The organism is Corynebacterium sp. HMSC055A01, from assembly GCF_001809405.1.
Lineage (GTDB): Bacteria > Actinomycetota > Actinomycetes > Mycobacteriales > Mycobacteriaceae > Corynebacterium > Corynebacterium hesseae.
Map to the genome: position 1 here is coordinate 1 of NZ_KV797531.1, position 16,088 is coordinate 16,088.

Consider the following 16,088-nt stretch of genomic DNA (forward strand, 5'->3'; position numbering starts at 1 on the left):
TTTATCCACACGAAATGTCCCTTAAGCCCCCTTCTATCCGTCATTTCAGACGACCTCTCCGTCGTCTCGCACGACGTCGTTTCAGACGACGACGCCGCTTAGAACGGAATGTCTTCCTGTGGAGCGCTCGGAGTATGGGGTTCCTTGGCAGCGGCCTGCGCTTCCTTAGCTTCCTGCTGGGCAGCTTCCTCTTGGGCGCGCTCGCGGGTGGCCGTGATTTTCTGGGCTACCGTCTGCGCCCACCGCTTCGCTTTCTTTGCCAGCGGGCCGGTCGGCTCCGTCGTGGCCCACGTCCCGTCCTCGTAGAGCCACACCATATCCCCGGTGTGTGGGTCCATGATGTAGTGCGCGCGCCCATCAGTCTTCATATTGTGATGGTGTTGGCACAGGCTGGCCAGGTTGCGCGGGTGCGTGGCGCCGCCGTCGGCATAGTTGATGCGGTGGTCCATCTGGCACAGGTAGGCCGGCCGGTTGCAGCCCGGAGCGCGGCAGGTGCCATCGCGGCCTTCCACATATTTGCGGATGAGCTCTGAAGCTATGTAGCTGGCTGATTCCGGCGGCTGGGAGGACAGGTCGCGCGTGCGTGTGGCGGGCATGTCCTGCGATGTCCATCCATACCCTTGGACAAAGGTAGGAGCGTTGTCGATGTCACTAGCTTGGTAGGTGTGCAGAATGATAGTCGCCGGTGGAGAGATGCTGCCGGCGATGAGCTTCTTTAGGGCATCGGCCTGCGAGAGCCCGTTCTCCTTCGCCGCCTGTTTGATGTAGCCATCCAGAATCATCCCCGTGGCACTGTCCGTGTTGAGCTCAAGGATGCCGCGCTCGCCAGTATCGGTAAAAGTATAAGAGTCCTTCTTCGGCGAATCGCGGAAGGTAAAAGCTTTATTGATGCTCTTGCAAGTATCGCGCACCTTACGCCCAATCTGCGCCGGTGTAGGGAAGACTTGATTCGGGGAGGTAGGGGTGAAGAAGGTGACCAGGGAATCGTCGATAAGCGCGAGCGTTTCCGGAGGAAGCTTGCCCAGCTTTGTCAGGGTGCGGTCGATGGTGATGAGCGCCTTCATGTCCAGCAGAAACTGACTGTCCTGCAGGGCCTTGACCTGCGGTAGTTCCGTGAGGCGGTGCACGGCCAGGCAGCATTCGCTCACGGTGTAGTCACCGACGCCGAGCTTGGCGACGAGCCTCTGGCACGCAACATCAAAATCCTCATCGAGATCTGGCATGGCGGCTACCCATGAGCGATAGTCCGCGCGGCGGGCGGCGCTGCGCTCCACGGCGAGGGTGCAGTCAGGGTTCATATGGGAAAAGTAGGCGGTTTGAGTGGCGGTGTTCACGGTGTCCCCTAGGTTTATGGTATCGCTTGTATGTTCTACGAGCACTATAAGACACGCCCCGGACATCTACTATGACCTGGGGAATGTAGGTGTTTCCTCGAGGTATTTGAGACATACAAGCGCCCTCTTTGCATCAGGTGGGGAGTATTGTCTTCCGGCCCCACAGGAGTCCGCTGCGTACGTATGATGGCGAACTATGTTGCCTAGACTCTTGACCCTTGACAACCTGGTTATCTCACAGACAAAGTCCTTCATGCAGGATCAGTTCCTGATCGCCGATGAACAAGGCGTGCCCGTGGGCACCATCGTGCAGTCGTCGAGCATGAAGGACATGTTCTTCAATGCCTCCCGCAGCCTCGAGGTTGCCTTCACGGATGAGCAGGGCAATCCGCAGCAACCGCTCATGGTGATCAAGGATCCGCCGAACTTCGTGCGGGATACGTATGAGGTGTATTTGCCGGGCGTCGAGAAGCCCATGGCGGTGGTGACCAAGAAGTTCTCCCTGCTGAAGACGCGCCTGACCTTGGAGATGGAGGGCTTCCCAGAGATTGAGATCGAAGGCGATGTCTGGGATTGGAATATCCAGATCAACAGTCAAGGGCAGCCCTTAGCGGAAGTGCGCAACGAGTGGTCGGGCGTGGGACGGTTCCTGGCCGGGAAGAATACCTACAAACTCAGCATCGCGCCGGGGCTTGACCCGCAGCAGCATGCGGGGCTCATCGGTGCGGTCATGTGCATGGATATGCTGCGCACCAAGCAGCAGAACAGCGGCTAGCGGCGCACCATGCGCCAGCTTCCATAGGAGAAGAGAGCGGTGGCCAGCGCTGGGAGGCCATAGGTGCGCACGGCCTTGCGCACGGAGCGGTAGTCGCGGATGAGCCAGCCTTTTTCCTCCGCGATATCGCGCAGCTTGGAATCCGGGTTAATGGCCACGGGGGTTCCCACCATGGAGAGCATCGGGACGTCGTTGGAGCTGTCGGAGTAGGCGGTGCAGCGCTCAAGGTCGAGGTTCTCCAAGGTAGCCAGTGCTGCCACGGCGTGTTTCTTGCCCGAGCCGTGGAGGATATCGCCCACGAGGCGGCCGGTGAAGCGGCCATCTTTTACTTCCGCCACGGTGCCGAGTGCGCCCGTGAAGCCGAAACGCTGCGCCAGAATCTGCGCTAGCTGCACGGGGGTTGCGGTAACCAGCCATACCTGCTGGCCGGCATCGAGGTGCATCTGGGCTAGCTGTTTTGTGCCCGGGTAGGCCTTGCGTGCCATGGATTGGTCCACGATGCTCTCGCACAGGGCCACCATCTCATCCACCGAGCGGCCCTTGACGAACTCGAGCGCCTGCACGCGCCCGGCGGCTACGTCCGCGGCATTCTCCGAACCGGAGACGCGGAATTTGAGCTGCTTCCATGCGATGGGAAGGATCTCAGAAAGCTTGAAGTAGCGGCGGCGCGCAAGCCCCAGCGCGAAGGCTACGAGCGAGGAGCCTTGGATCAACGTGTTATCCACGTCGAAGAAGGCGGCGGCGCCAACGTCCTGGGGGATGTCCGGGTCGGGCTCAGTGATGGAGCGCGAGCCCGCCGATTCGAAGGAGCCCCGGACGGAATCCACGCCAGAGGAAAACGCTTCCAGGTCAATGCCAAAGAGGTGTTCCACCGCCGCGGCTGCCGACGCCTGACCTGCCGCACGTTGGTGCTCCTCACCCAGCGGGGCAAAGGCCTGTTGTTCCAAGAAGTTACGTAGGTTTCCCCTGCTTGCGGTCCAGTTGGCAAGGAACTCGCGGGGAGAATCGGGCATACCGGGAGGCAGGGGGAGGGGCACGCGTTCAGCTTTCATGGGGCGGGCAGACTAACGTGTCCATAGTAAACCGCAAACCGTTCTACGTCCTATCGAGGAGTTTCTATGTCCCACGTCGTCGAGCTGATGGTGCGTACTACGTGTGGCTCTTGCGCGCGAGTGCTCGAGCAGATTACTCCGGTGGTCCAGCAGGCTGGTGCGGAGCTTAACGTGCGCACGGTGGATGAGGATGCGGAGCTGGCCATGGAATATGGTGATCGCGTCCCCGTTGTAGTGATTGATGGGGAGGAATTCTCCTGTTGGGAAGTGGACAACGAGGAGCTAGCGCAGGCGCTGGCGCAGTAGTTTTCTTCGGCGTTCCCGCGAGTTTCGGAAACAAGCAGAAGGCTAGTAGTCTTTTGGATGATCTATGTCATCCAAAGGGATGATAAACAACTGGAGGGTAGTGCATGAGTGTGCTCGTCGTGGGCATGTCGCATCAGTCGGCGCCGGTGGCGCTGCTGGAAAAGCTGAGCATGGACGAGACCGTGCAGAACCATACGTGCCGGGCCATGGTGTCGGCAGGCTCGCTGAGCGAGGCGATGATTATCTCCACGTGCAACCGCCTGGAGGTCTACACCGTTACCAATTCCTTCCACACCGGCGTGCAGGATGTCGTGCGCAACCTCGCTGAAGTTTCCGGCGTGGGGGAGGAGGAACTGCGCTCCTACCTTTATGTTCGCTATGCCGACGCCGCCGCTGAGCACCTCATGATGGTGGCCTCGGGCTTGGACTCGATGGTGGTAGGTGAGCAGCAAATCATCGGTCAAGTCCGTACCGCCTATCAGTTCGCTGTCGAGCAGGGAACCGTCGGGCCGCGTATCCACGCGCTGGCCCAGTCCGCGCTGCGCACCGGCAAGCGGGTGCATTCCGAAACCGAGATCGATGAGGCGGGATCCTCCATGGTCTCTTTCGCTTTCGATCAGGCCCTGAGCCGCATGGGCACGGACGATCTCGACGGCAAGCGCGTGCTGATCTTGGGGGCGGGTGCAATGGCCTCGCTAGCGGCAACCCACGCGGGGCGCTTGGGAGCACACCTGGTTATTGCGAACCGCACCCTGGCTCGCGCCCAGCGCGTGGCGGAACATGCCCATGAAGCGGGCGTCTATGCGGACGTCGTTGAGTTCGCGCACCGCGCCCAGGCTTTGCACGATGTGGACATGGCGATTTCTGCCACGGGCGCCCAGGATTTCACCATTTCAGCGGCCGACGTCGAGCGTTACCACGTGGCCGACCGCGAGCTCATGCTCGTGGATCTCTCCTTGCCGCGCGATATCGATGATGCGGTAGCAGATGTCGAGGGGGTCGACCTCGTTAACATCGAGAGGCTGAGTAATTCTTTGCAGGCGGCCGATACTGACCTTGCCGCCGGCACCAGCCCCCACGCGCAGGCGCGGCGCATCGTCAATGAAGAGCTGGAAGCCTATGCTTCCGAGCAGCGCGTCCGCGACGTCGTCCCGGCGGTATCGGCGCTGCGCAAGCGGGCAGCGAACCTGGTTCAGTGCGAGGTAGCGCGGCTGGAACAGAAGCACCCAGAGCTGGATGAGCGCCAGATGGGAGACATCAACCGTGCTCTCAAGCGCGTTGCAGATAAGCTGCTCCATGAGCCCACGGTTCGTGCGAAGAAGCTCGCAGCCAACTCCGGAACGGTGAGCCACGAGACCGCGCTGCAGGACCTCTTTGGGCTCCAGCTAGAGGGCAGCGGTGTGGCCATTGACGTGGCGGAGCTGCCGGATGCCGCGCAGATGGAAGCCGCGGAAAGCACTAAGGAAGAAAAGGACGCATAGATGTTGACGATCGGCACCCGAGGATCCCTCCTGGCCACCACGCAGTCGGGGCACGTGCAGGAGTGGCTGCAGCAGGCAGGCTATGAGGCAGAGCTGCACATCGTCACCACGCAGGGGGATGTCAACATGGCGCCCGTGGAGCGCATCGGCGTGGGCGTATTTACGCAGGCCCTGCGTGAGGCCGTTGCCCGCGGCGAGTGCGAGATCGCGGTGCACTCCTTCAAGGATCTGCCCACGGCTGCCGACGAACGCTTCGACCTTGTGGTTCCGCAGCGCCAGGACATCCGCGAAGCGCTTATCGCCCGCGATGGCCTGACCCTCAAGGAGCTGCCGGAGGGCGCACGCGTAGGTACCTCCGCGCCGCGCCGCATCAGCCAGTTGCGGGCGCTGCGCCCGGACCTTGACATTCGCCCACTTCGAGGCAATATCGATACCCGCATGGGCAAGGTCACCGGTGGCGAGCTCGACGCCGTCCTCCTGGCCTACGCCGGCCTCGTGCGCGCGGGCTATGCCGATCGCGCCACCGAGGTCTTCGACCCGGAGGTTTTCATGCCCGCCCCGGCACAGGGCGCGCTGGCCATCGAGGCAGTGAAGGGAACGGAGGCTGCACAGGCCATTGCCCTGCTTGCCGACGCCCCCGCCACCGCCGCCACCCGCGCCGAGCGCACCGTGCTCTCCCGGCTAGAAGCCGGCTGCACCGCGCCGGTTGCCGCGGTCTCTCACTGGGAAGGCGAGCAACTGGTCGTGCGCGGCGGAGTCTTCGCCCTCGATGGTTCTCGTCAGCTCATCGCTCAGGCCCAGGGCGAGGCCAGCGAGGCAGAAGAATTGGGGCGCGCGGTCTCCGAGGAGCTCTTCGCACAGGGAGCTGCAGACCTCCTGGCAGCGGAGTAATCGCACGTAATTTTTGCTTTGGGGCCTTTTCCTTTAGTGTGTATCTAGCACACAATCATTGAGAGCAATGATTTAGGCCCCCTTAACTCGCGAGTGAGGGGCTTTCTTGTCTCCATTTCCCGCGCCTGCCACGCGTGGCGCCGGGGCACTCGGAATCCACAAACTAGAAAAGAACCTTATGAGCAAAGCCGTGCCGGATACCCAGCCTGAGCTGGGTAAGTCTGATCTGGGCAAAGTCGTCTTCGTCGGTGCCGGCCCAGGCAACCCCGACCTGCTGACCGTTCGCGCCCGCGAGGTTCTGGAGACGACAGCCAACGTTGTTACCGACGCTGCCGTTTCCCAAGGCGTGCGCGACATGGTGGCGCAGCAGGTGCCGGTTCCGCAGGAGCTTCTCGACGCCGCCGAGGAGGAGTACGAGCGCATCTGCGCCGCCGCGAAGGAGGCGGGTGCGCGCCGCAAGCCGCCGCGACCGGCTCCGCCGACGGCAGCGGTGTTTGAGGAGGCCGCGGGGGACGTCGTCAAGCAACTGCGTGAGGCGCTCGAGCGCGCCGAGGGCCACGACGTGATCCGCCTGGTCACCGGAAACCCGCTCAACCGCGAGTCCATCAAGGCGGAAATCACCGCCGTGGCCAATGCGGGCATGGAATTCCAGGTGGTCCCGGGCATGTCCCTGCCTTCGACGGTTCCGTCTTTTGCAGGTATTGCTCTCGGTGCGACCTATACCGAGGCCGACATCACCGAAGGTGCGGATTGGGACGCGCTGGCCACCGCGACGCAGCCGCTGGTTTTGCAGGCCACGGCAGATGACCTGCCGGTCATTTCCGCCGAGCTGGTGGAGCGCGGGATGCCCGCGGAGACGGAAGCCTACGTCACCGTCCACGGCACCACCCGCCTGCAGCGCACCCACGAGACCACTCTGGGAACGCTGGGCAAGCTCGACGCTGAGCTGCCGGGCGAGCTCGTGGTCACCCTGGGTCGCAGCTTTGATGATCGCTCGAAGTACTCCTGGTGGGAGAACCGTTCGCTCTATGGCTGGCGCGTGCTCGTGCCGCGCACGAAGGAGCAGGCCGCGGCGATGAGCGCCCGCCTGGCTGGTCACGGTGCCATTCCGCAGTCGGTGCCCACTATCTCCGTGGAACCGCCGCGCAACCCGGCGCAGATGGACCGCGCCATCAAGGGCATCGTCGAAGGCCGCTACAAGTGGGTCGTGTTCACCTCCGTCAATGCGGTGAGCGCGGTGTGGAAGAAGATCGCGGAACTCGGCCTCGATGCCCGCGACTTCGCCGGTGTGCACTTGGCGGCGGTGGGGCAGAAGACCGCCGATGCGATTCGTGCCAAGGGCATGGTCCCGGAGCTTCTGCCGCCGGCGAGGAAGCAGAATGCCGAGGGCCTCGTGGAGGTCTTCCCCAACTACGTTGAGGACATCGACGCCGTGGGCCGCGTGTTGCTGCCGCGCGCCGATATCGCCGGCGAGACTCTGGTGAACGGCCTGTTGGATTTGGGCTGGGAAGTCGATGACGTGGTGGCCTACCGAACCGTGCGCGCGGCCCCGCCGGCGGCGGAGATCCGCGACATGATCAAGTCCGGTGGCTTCGATGCGGTGGCCTTTACCTCGCCGTCGACGGTGCGCAACCTCGTCGGCATTGCGGGCAAGCCCCATGCCCGGACCATCATCGCCTGCATTGGCCCCTCCACCAAGGCGGCGGCTGAGGAGGTGGGGCTGCGCGTGGACGTGGTCCCGGAGGTCGCGGATGTGCCGATGCTTGTCGACGCCCTCGCTGACCACGTCGCCGCCCTCCGCGCCGCCGGCAACCTGCCAGCTCCACGTAAGAAGCGCCGCTCGCGCAAGAAGACGGCGTAGACCGCTTCTGGGCGGGCAGGTGAGGGGCGACTAGAGTCGGGAAGGTAGTTCAATTTTCTCGTAGCTCAAAGGAGAGTTTTTACTCATGAGCATTGCTCGCCGCCCCCGCCGACTACGCCAGAACCCGGCTTTTCGGGATTTGGTTGCGGAAACGTCGCTGCGCCCCTCCGACCTCATCCTCCCGATGTTCGTGGTCGACGGTCTGAATGAACCCCGTGACATCCCCTCCATGCCGGGCGTGGCGCAGCACAGCTTGGATTCCCTCAAGCGCGCCGCCCACGAGGCACTTGACGCCGGCGTGACCTGCGTTGACCTTTTCGGTGTGCCGCGTGAGGAAGACAAGGATGCAACCGGCTCCGTGGCTTGGGACCCGCAGGGCATCCTCAACGTTGCGATTGCCGAGCTGCGCAAAGAGTTCGGCGATGACCTCATCGTGATGGCGGATACCTGCCTCGATGAGTTCACCTCGCACGGTCACTGCGGTGTGATCGATGACAAGGGCCGCGTGCTCAACGATGAAACCGTGGAGCTCTACCAGGACATGGCCCGCTCTCAGGCCCGCGCCGGTGCGCACATGGTCAGCCCCTCCGGCATGATGGACGGCCAGATTGCCGCCATCCGCGAGGCCCTCGATGAGGCCGGCCATGAGGACGTTGCCATCATGGCCTATTCCGCCAAGTACGCCTCCGCCTTCTTCGGTCCCTTCCGCGATGCGGTGGGCTCCTCCCTGGAGGGCGACCGCCGCACCTACCAGCAGGATCCGCGCAACTTCCGCGAGTCCATGCTGGAGGTGGACCTGGACATCGAGGAAGGCGCGGACATCGTCATGGTTAAGCCTGGCTTGCCGTACCTCGACGTGTTGGCCGGTGCCGTGGAGCGCTCCTCCGTGCCGGTAGCCGTGTACCAGGTGTCCGGCGAGTATGCGATGATTCAGGCAGCCGCCCAGAACGGGTGGATCGATGGTGAGGCCGTTATGCTGGAGTCCTTGACCGCGTTCAAGCGCGCGGGCGCGGACCAGATCCTGACGTACTTCGCCACGGACGCCGCCCGCTTGCTCAAGTAAAAGGAGAATCGTGACGTTCAGCCCGAACACGGCTTCGTCGGCGCAGAAGCCGGCGAAGCAGGACAAGGAGCCGGATAAGGAGAAGGCCACTCGCACCGAAGCCGTTTCCCTCATGCTCAAGGTGTGGGCCGTTGCCTTGCTGTTTGAGGTGGTGCACCTAGTCCTGAGCATCGTGCTGACCCTTCTGAACCGGGACGAGCTCTTTGCCCAGGCCCGCACCACCGCGGAGTCCGCAGCGGAAAAGTCTGGGCAGGACGTCAGCGATGCCCTCGTGCAACTCGTGGGCTATGGCTCGGTGGCGTTCAGCTCGCTGATATCGCTCGCCATCGTCGTCCTGCTGGGCATCATGCTGGGCTTGATCCACAAGAACTCCTCGGCGGCCGGCACCGGCCGGCGCCTGTGGTTCGCCTTCTCCCTCTACTTCGCCTTCCGCGTGCTCATCGTCTTCATGAGCAGCCCCGCTGGGGCGAGCGTTCCGGACTGGCTGTTCGTTCTTGATGGCGGCGTGCAGATTCTTGTTGGCGTGGCCGCCGTCATGGGCTTGATCTTCTCCTCCAAGGAAGAAGTTCTTGAGTACACCGGCGAGATGGAACAGATGCGCCAGATGCGCAAGGAGATGGAAGAGCAGCGCCGCCAGGAACACCTGGAGGAGCGCGAGAAGAAAAACAAGGACAAGGAGAAAGAAAGAGACAAGGACGGCGAACGATGAATGACCGCCCCGGCCCCGCGGACTATAACCGCCGCCCGCGCCGCCCCAAGAAGCAGGGCGAGCAGGATCTTTCCACCTGGCCTTCCCAGTTGCGCATCTCCTATTGGGTCTTTGTGGTTGCCGCCGTTGTGATGTTGACCGCCGGAATGGTGGGGCTTTTTGGCTCCTATGGCTCGGTGACCAACCCCGAACTCAGCCCAGAGCAGGTGGGCTATATCCGTTTCAATACGCGCTTTGCTGCCATTTCTCATGTGGTGAGCGCTGTCATCATTGCGGCGTGCTCCGCGCAGTTGGCAAACGGTTCGGTGTGGGCCCGCCGCATCATTACCGCGGTTTCCGCCTATGCCATGTTCGTCAGCATTGCGGCGTTGATTGCCGGCGTGGGCGGGCTGCTCTTGTTGCTCATTCCGATGGTGCTCATGGTGGGAATCTTCTTCCTCTTTCATCCAGACTCGACGGCGTTCATTAAGGCCCGTCGGGCGCAGAATTCCTGATTGGCGCCCACTCCAACTTTTGATTCATAATGGACGGTATGTCTCGTCTGTCTGCCGCGCCGCTTATTGAGGCCGCTTCCGGCCGCACCCCGTCCCGTCCACCCGTCTGGTTCATGCGCCAGGCGGGGCGTTCTTTGCCGGAGTACCGCAAGGTCCGTGAGGGAATCAGCATGCTGGATTCCTGCTTCATGCCGGAGCTGCTGGCGGAAATCACCCTGCAGCCAGTGCGCCGCCACGACGTCGACGCGGCCATCTTGTTCAGCGATATCGTCGTCCCGCTCAAGGCTGCGGGCGTCGGCGTGGAAATCGTCCCCGGGCGCGGCCCAGTCATGGATGCGCCCGTGCGCAGCAAGGAGGATGTGGCGAACCTGCCTATCCTCGACGTCGACGTGCCCGAGGTGCGCCAGGGCATCGAGATCATTCTGAACGAGCTCACCGACAAGCAGGCACTCATCGGTTTTGTCGGCGCGCCTTTCACTTTGGCCAGCTACCTCATTGAGGGCGGCCCCTCGAAGAATCATGAGCGCACCAAGGCCCTGATGCATTCCGAGCCAGATACCTGGCACCAGCTCATGGAGCGCCTGACCCCGACGATCATCTCTTTCCTTCAGCTCCAGCTGGAGGCGGGAATCGACGCGATGCAGCTTTTTGATTCCTGGGCGGGCTACCTCAACGAGCGCGACTACCGCGAGTTTGTGCTGCCTTATTCAACGCAGATCCTTAAAGCCGCGGAGGGCCGCGTGCCGCGCATTCACTTCGGCGTGGGAACCGGCGAGTTGCTCGGCGCGATGTCGGAAGCCGGTTCGGAGGTCATGGGCGTGGACTACCGCGTGAGCATGGATGCCGCCGCGGCACGCGTCGATGCAGACATCCTGCAGGGCAACCTTGATCCAGCCTTGCTCTTTGCCGGCGAGGAGGCGGTGCGCCAGGGTGTGCGCACCATCAAGGCAGAGGTCGCCCGCGCAAGGGAGCGCGGCGACGTGAAGGGACACATCTGGAACCTCGGCCACGGGGTTCTGCCGACTACCGATGCCGACGCCATCACCCGCGCCGTCGCCATCATCCACGAGGAGGGCTAAATGAAAATCGCGATCATCGGTGCTGGGCTAGCGGGACTCACCGCCGCGTGGGAACTCAAGCACAACACTGAGGGCTCCCATGAGGTTTATGTTTTCGAGGCGGCCGGCCGCATCGGTGGCAAGCTGCACACCGTGTCGTTTAATGGCGGTCCGACGGACATGGGCGCGGAGGCCTTCATCCGCCGCCGCCAGGATGCCGTGGACTTCTTCACGGAGCTGGGCCTGCAGGATTCCTTCGTGGAACCCAACAGTCAGCTGCGCCCCCGCGTGTATACCGGCGGCGAGCTGCACTTCCTGCCACAGGGCGGTGTCATGGGTATTCCTTCCGCGCCGCAGGACTTCTTCTCTGCTGCCACCAATGAGCGCATCACCAACGAGCAGCCCTTCGAGTGGGAAGTCGGCGGGGATGTCTCCGTGGGCAAGCTCGTGCGCCAGCAATACGGCGATGACGTGGTGGATCACGTGGTCTCCGCGCTGCTCGGCGGTGTGTACTCCTGTACGGCCGATGACCTGGGCCTGCGCGCCACGGTTCCGCACCTAGCGGCCACGCTGGACTCGCTGGCGAAAGAGGGGCCGGTAACTCTATCGGCGGCAATCAAGCAGATCGAGTCTGGCCGCAGCCCGGCCGAAGGCTCCGTCTTCGGCACCTTCAAGGGCGGCTACGCCGAGCTCTACGAAGCCCTGGCTGAGAAGTCCGGCGCGCAGATCCACCTGGACACCTTCGTCTCCGGAGTGACGCGTAAGGGTGATGCCTTTGAGGTCAAGGGCGCGCCGGGGGATATCGGCCCCTTCGACCGCGTGCTCTTTGCCACCCCGGCTCCGACGACCGCGCGCCTGCTCAAGGCCGTGGCCCCGGAGGCCGCCCAGGAGTTGTCTTCTGTCCAGCTGGCCTCCTCTGCGGTCGTCGGATTCAACTTTGCCTCCGCCACAGACCCGGAGGGCAACTCCCTTCCGGAGGCCACCGGCATTCTTGTCGCCTCCGACGAGCCCGACGTGCGCGCCAAGGCCTTCACTCTCTCCTCTAATAAGTGGCCGCACCTGGCAGAGCGCGAGGGCTTCCTCGTGCGCGCCTCCTTCGGCCGCTTCGGCGATGACGCCCTCGTGCGTGCGGAGGAGGATGACCTGGTGGACTACGCCCTCGATGACCTGCAGAAGATCACCGGCTTCGACGGCCGCGCCGCCGGCGTGGAAGAGATCTACACGCAGCGCTGGTTCGGTGGCATCCCCCGCTATGACGAAAAGCACCTGGCCACCGTCGCTGCAGTGCGCGCCGCGCTTGCCGACGTCCCTGGTATCGCCACCGCCGGCGCTTGGGCCGATGGAGTCGGCGTGCCGGCCGTCATCGCCGGCGCCCGCGCTGCCGCGCAGGCGCTCGTCAGCTAGCTCTCCGTCCCTCCTTGTGGTGCCTTCAGCTCTTCGATGGAGTTACGTAGTCGCTCTGCATTGCGAGGGGAACGCAGAAGGTATTCCGTTTCACGGAGCGAGTTGTAGTCATCCATGGAAACGGTCGTTGTGAGGTTGAGCTGCTCGCACACGTGCTCATCGTGGCTGACCAGGATGAATGCCCCGCGGTAGCTCGTGAGCACCTCAACCAGCCAATCGGTGGTAGGGATATCGAGGTTGTTCGTCGGTTCGTCGAGAAGCAGAAAGCGCGGTGCCGGGTCGCTGAGCAGGACGCGGGCGATTTCGACGCGGAAGCGCTCGCCACCAGAAAGCTGGCCCACGGGCTGGTGGATCTTGTCGTTGATAAAGAGCATCTGGGCCAGCTGGTCGCGCAGGAACTGCGGGTCCGCGTTGGGATTGGCCTCCCGTACGATGTCGAGCACCGACTTCTCCTCGGGTAAGACGATGCGCTGCCGGATGTATCCACAGGGCAGCGCGTACTCGACGTCGCCGCGGGCGACGCGGTTGAGGAAGGTGGTCTTGCCGCTGCCGTTGGGCCCGGCAAGGCGAACACGCTCGGGGCCAGTAATGCTGAGCAGATCGCTGACCAGCACGCGGGTGCCCGCGGGCAGCTCAGTGCCGGGGAGATCGATGTGGACATGGGTGTCGTCGCGAAGCGCGCGCTGTGCCTTGTCGTGCGCCGACTGGGCGGCAGCGACTGCATCGTTGGCCTGTTGAGAACGCCCAGCGGCCGAGCGCTCGGAACGGTTCTTGTCCAAGCCCATGGCCATGCCGGGCTTGCGCTTCGAGGCGGCGAAGTTCTTGCCGCGGCGGGCATCGCGCGCAATGCGGGTCTGCATGGCGGCGCGCTCGCGGATCTGTTTGCGGTGCTCAGCCTTGGTCTCCCTGACCTTGGCCTGCGCGGAATCCTGCTCGGCATCAATCGCTGCGCGGTAGGAGGAGTAGTTTCCCTCGAATTCGCGCAGTGTTCCGTGGTAGAGCTCCGCGATGCTATCCGCGTGCTTGAGGAGCTCGCGGTCGTGTGAGACGACGAGAACCGGCATCGGCGCGGTGCGAATGAGTTCGAGCAGGCGCTGGCGTGATGAGGAGTCCAGGTTGTTGGTGGGCTCGTCGAGGATGAGGAAATCCGGCTTGCGGAAGAATGCGGCGGTCAGTGCCACGGTCACCGCTTCACCACCCGACAGTGTTCCGATAGTGCGCTCTAAGGGGAAGGGGATACCCGCAGCGTCGAGAGCTGCTTCAATACGTTCTGCTAAGTCCCACTGCTCACCAACAGTGGCGGCGAGCTCTTCCGAGTATTCGCCAGCCTCAATGCGGGCAATGGCGTTGAGGACTTCGGTCGCGCCAAAGACATCGGCGATGGTGCTAGACGTATGGAGGCCTAAATCCTGGTCGACATAGAGGACTGAACCCGCGGATACCGTTCCCGAAGTCGGGGCAATGAGGTCAGCAAGCACCTTGGCTAGCGTTGATTTTCCGGAACCATTCGCCCCGACCAGTCCGGTGAAGTGGGAAGAAAACGTGCCGGTGAGGTCCGTGAAACAAGGGGTGCCGTCGGGCCAGGTGACGGTGAGATGAGAAAAAGAAATAGGCATGAAGAAATCCACCTTCGAGTAGGTCGCGTAAAGAGTGACGTCGAATTAGGAAAAAATCTTCATGTCCGAAAGACTAGCCCCGACTAATACCCCAGCGCAAGGGCCGCCACGCCAAGGCCGAGGGCGCCGCGGGTGATGTAGTGCAGCACCTCGGGGGAGAAGGAGACACCGAAGCCGCCGCTGTCCAGCATGGACATGCTGTCTACCTGTGCCGGGCGGGAACGCTTAAACGACACCCAGCTAAGACCGGCGATGATGAGCACCACTGCGATGGCGGAGAGCTTCCACACCAAGAGGAGGACACCGGTACCAAGGAGTGCCGTGCCCACTGAAGCGATAAGGGGAAGGCCCCAGTCGGGCCATGCATCGTCGCTGACGCGGCCGAAGGAGGCGGCGCGCCCAACCGCCGCGCCGACGATGCTCCACGCGGACATGAAGCCGACGATGGCCAGCGCCCCGAGCTGTGGGGCGAACCCCAACGACAAGCCGAGGGCCGCGAGCGCACCGACGCCGATGTACCACCGTCGTCCCAGACGACGGAAGAAGAGGCCCGTCAACGTGGAGGGCGCATGGGCGCGACGAGGAATCCAGGCGGACTGGCTCGCAATGGCATCAGAGGTGACTTCCGAATCAAGCAGGCCAAGGCCAGAACCGCCGACTAGGCGCGTGCGCCCAGCGCTGAGAAGCGAAGCCAGCGTGAACGAGCGCCACCCCACGACGAAACGCAGGGCCGGGACTGCCAGCGCGAACCACGGGGATAGCCCGGTGGACACGCAGATGCCGAGGCCCAAGGCCCCGAACCCGATCAGCTGCGTCCATGTGATCCAGTCCGTACCGCGGAGCTTGCCGCGCGGGCGGTCAACGTACACCCAACGTTCCCGGGATAGCGCGCGCAGGGGATAGAGAACCTCGGTGAGCACCATAAGCGCGAGCAGTCCCACGACGGCGGCAATCGGGGCGACGCTAGTTAGCGCGATGCGGGCCGGGATGATAGGCAGGACTGCGCCGACTTCTTGCCAGACTGTATAACCGAAGCCGAAGACGATGCCGGCGAGGATGAGATACCAAATACCATCACCTAGCCGGGACAGTACGCGCATCACAGCTGCACCACCTCGTCGCAGGCCTGGGTGATCGTGTCGGAATGCGAGGCCACGACGATGCAGCGATTCTCCTCGTCAGCTAGGTAGCGCAATTCGCTTGCGAGGAACTCGGTCCAGGTGGCGTCGAGGTGGCGCTCGGGCTCGTCGATAAGCACTGCGCGCGCCGGCTGGTACAGCTGTGCTGCCAGAAAGACGCGCTGGCGCTGGCCCGAGGACAGACGCGAGGCGGGGTGCGGAAGGAGAGGATCGAGCGTCCAGAGTTCGCAGAGCTTGGCGACGTCCACCCCTGTTGCCTTTCCTATCAAGTCCAGGTGCTCGCCCACGGTGAGGTCGGGGAGGAAAACCGGCTCGGCCACCGTGATCACAGCACCCGGCTGCTCCTTCGTGCCGACGGGATGGCCGTCACACTCCACTGAGCCTTCGAGCGGCGCAAGCTCCCCGCCGAGCGTTGCGAGCAACGTGGATTTACCTGAACCATTAGGTCCGGCAAGGCCATAAACATGGCCCGAAGCGAAATCTTTCTCAAGGTGTCCAAGGGGCGTGGAATGCCCATAATCGGCGTCGATGGAAAGCATTGCTGGGCGGCGAGCTCCTTACATTGGGCGGCTAGACAATAGTTAAAACTTATTGATGAAGTTTAGCAAAATGCACGCCCTGAACGTTCCTCTCGAGGTGGAAAACGCCCTTGGGATTGGTGCTATGAGCTGCTAAAATGAGAGAAAATGTAGTTGAAAACTCGGGAGGATAGCAATGTCGGAGCCTGTTCAAATTGAAAGCAGTAGTAGCGACCGTGATCCGTTAGTGTTGAGTGATGCTGCGTTGCGTCTAGCAGGCCACGATGTGACTGATGAGTACGTGCGCCAGCTGGGCCGCGAGGTAGCCGCAGGGGCAATTTCTGCCGATGAAGCAATCGCTCGTGTTCGGCGAGCTTCGCTGAAGTA

15 protein-coding genes are annotated in these 16,088 nt (G+C 63.0%); 10 read left to right on the forward strand and 5 right to left on the reverse strand.

Features of this window, described 5'->3' with window-relative positions; translation table 11 throughout:
- Positions 1 to 98: 98 nt before the first annotated feature.
- Positions 99 to 1,334: an HNH endonuclease signature motif containing protein gene (locus tag HMPREF2604_RS01360; protein ID WP_083299142.1), complete on the reverse strand. Its 1,236-nt coding sequence runs from the start codon at positions 1,332 to 1,334 to the stop codon at positions 99 to 101.
- 196 nt (positions 1,335 to 1,530) lie between these two features.
- Between HMPREF2604_RS01360 and HMPREF2604_RS01365 the strand changes: the two genes are divergently transcribed.
- Positions 1,531 to 2,109, forward strand: a complete 579-nt coding sequence (locus HMPREF2604_RS01365; protein WP_070562521.1) for an LURP-one-related/scramblase family protein — start codon at positions 1,531 to 1,533, stop codon at positions 2,107 to 2,109.
- Here the strand turns inward: HMPREF2604_RS01365 and HMPREF2604_RS01370 are convergent.
- Positions 2,106 to 3,161 carry an HAD-IB family hydrolase gene (locus HMPREF2604_RS01370; protein WP_227486028.1) on the reverse strand — a complete coding sequence of 352 codons (1,056 nt, stop codon included), beginning with the start codon at positions 3,159 to 3,161 and terminating at the stop codon, positions 2,106 to 2,108. The genes HMPREF2604_RS01365 and HMPREF2604_RS01370 overlap by 4 nt on opposite strands.
- A gap of 66 nt (positions 3,162 to 3,227) precedes the next feature.
- Between HMPREF2604_RS01370 and HMPREF2604_RS01375 the strand changes: the two genes are divergently transcribed.
- The 9 genes from HMPREF2604_RS01375 (at position 3,228) to HMPREF2604_RS01415 (ending at position 12,428) form a co-directional block, all read left to right on the forward strand.
- Positions 3,228 to 3,467 carry a glutaredoxin family protein gene (locus HMPREF2604_RS01375; protein ID WP_070533963.1) on the forward strand — a complete coding sequence of 80 codons (240 nt, stop codon included), beginning with the start codon at positions 3,228 to 3,230 and terminating at the stop codon, positions 3,465 to 3,467.
- Between the two features lie 104 nt (positions 3,468 to 3,571).
- A complete protein-coding gene (locus HMPREF2604_RS01380) occupies positions 3,572 to 4,948 on the forward strand; it encodes a glutamyl-tRNA reductase (RefSeq protein ID WP_070562528.1) in 1,377 nt (458 codons plus the stop codon).
- Positions 4,949 to 5,839 (forward strand): hydroxymethylbilane synthase, encoded by an 891-nt coding sequence (gene hemC / locus HMPREF2604_RS01385; protein WP_070521096.1) that lies wholly within the window; start codon positions 4,949 to 4,951, stop codon positions 5,837 to 5,839.
- 178 nt (positions 5,840 to 6,017) lie between these two features.
- Complete coding sequence (locus tag HMPREF2604_RS01390; protein ID WP_070562531.1) at positions 6,018 to 7,700, forward strand: bifunctional uroporphyrinogen-III C-methyltransferase/uroporphyrinogen-III synthase; 1,683 nt, start codon at positions 6,018 to 6,020, stop codon at positions 7,698 to 7,700.
- 85 nt (positions 7,701 to 7,785) lie between these two features.
- Positions 7,786 to 8,763 carry a porphobilinogen synthase gene (gene hemB / locus HMPREF2604_RS01395; protein ID WP_070562535.1) on the forward strand — a complete coding sequence of 326 codons (978 nt, stop codon included), beginning with the start codon at positions 7,786 to 7,788 and terminating at the stop codon, positions 8,761 to 8,763.
- A gap of 10 nt (positions 8,764 to 8,773) precedes the next feature.
- Positions 8,774 to 9,472, forward strand: a complete 699-nt coding sequence (locus HMPREF2604_RS01400) for a hypothetical protein (protein WP_070562539.1) — start codon at positions 8,774 to 8,776, stop codon at positions 9,470 to 9,472.
- Complete coding sequence (locus HMPREF2604_RS01405; RefSeq protein WP_070562542.1) at positions 9,469 to 9,966, forward strand: tellurium resistance protein TerC; 498 nt, start codon at positions 9,469 to 9,471, stop codon at positions 9,964 to 9,966. Before HMPREF2604_RS01400 ends, HMPREF2604_RS01405 begins: the two co-directional genes overlap by 4 nt.
- A 38-nt stretch (positions 9,967 to 10,004) precedes the next feature.
- On the forward strand, positions 10,005 to 11,045 hold the full coding sequence (hemE, locus tag HMPREF2604_RS01410; RefSeq protein ID WP_070562546.1) for a uroporphyrinogen decarboxylase: 1,041 nt from the start codon (positions 10,005 to 10,007) through the stop codon (positions 11,043 to 11,045).
- The gene (locus HMPREF2604_RS01415; RefSeq protein WP_070562549.1) at positions 11,046 to 12,428 is read left to right on the forward strand and encodes a protoporphyrinogen oxidase; all 1,383 of its coding nucleotides are present in this window, start codon (positions 11,046 to 11,048) and stop codon (positions 12,426 to 12,428) included.
- Here HMPREF2604_RS01415 and HMPREF2604_RS01420 read toward each other — a convergent pair.
- The 3 genes from HMPREF2604_RS01420 to HMPREF2604_RS01430 form a co-directional block, all read right to left on the reverse strand.
- Positions 12,425 to 14,044, reverse strand: a complete 1,620-nt coding sequence (locus HMPREF2604_RS01420; RefSeq protein WP_070562552.1) for an ATP-binding cassette domain-containing protein — start codon at positions 14,042 to 14,044, stop codon at positions 12,425 to 12,427. The genes HMPREF2604_RS01415 and HMPREF2604_RS01420 overlap by 4 nt on opposite strands.
- 83 nt (positions 14,045 to 14,127) lie before the next feature.
- Complete coding sequence (locus HMPREF2604_RS01425) at positions 14,128 to 15,144, reverse strand: ABC transporter permease (protein ID WP_070562555.1); 1,017 nt, start codon at positions 15,142 to 15,144, stop codon at positions 14,128 to 14,130.
- Entirely contained in the window at positions 15,144 to 15,722 is a 579-nt protein-coding gene (locus tag HMPREF2604_RS01430) for an ABC transporter ATP-binding protein (protein ID WP_070562558.1), read from the reverse strand. The genes HMPREF2604_RS01425 and HMPREF2604_RS01430 overlap by 1 nt, the downstream gene beginning before the upstream one ends.
- Positions 15,723 to 16,088 lie beyond the last annotated feature (366 nt).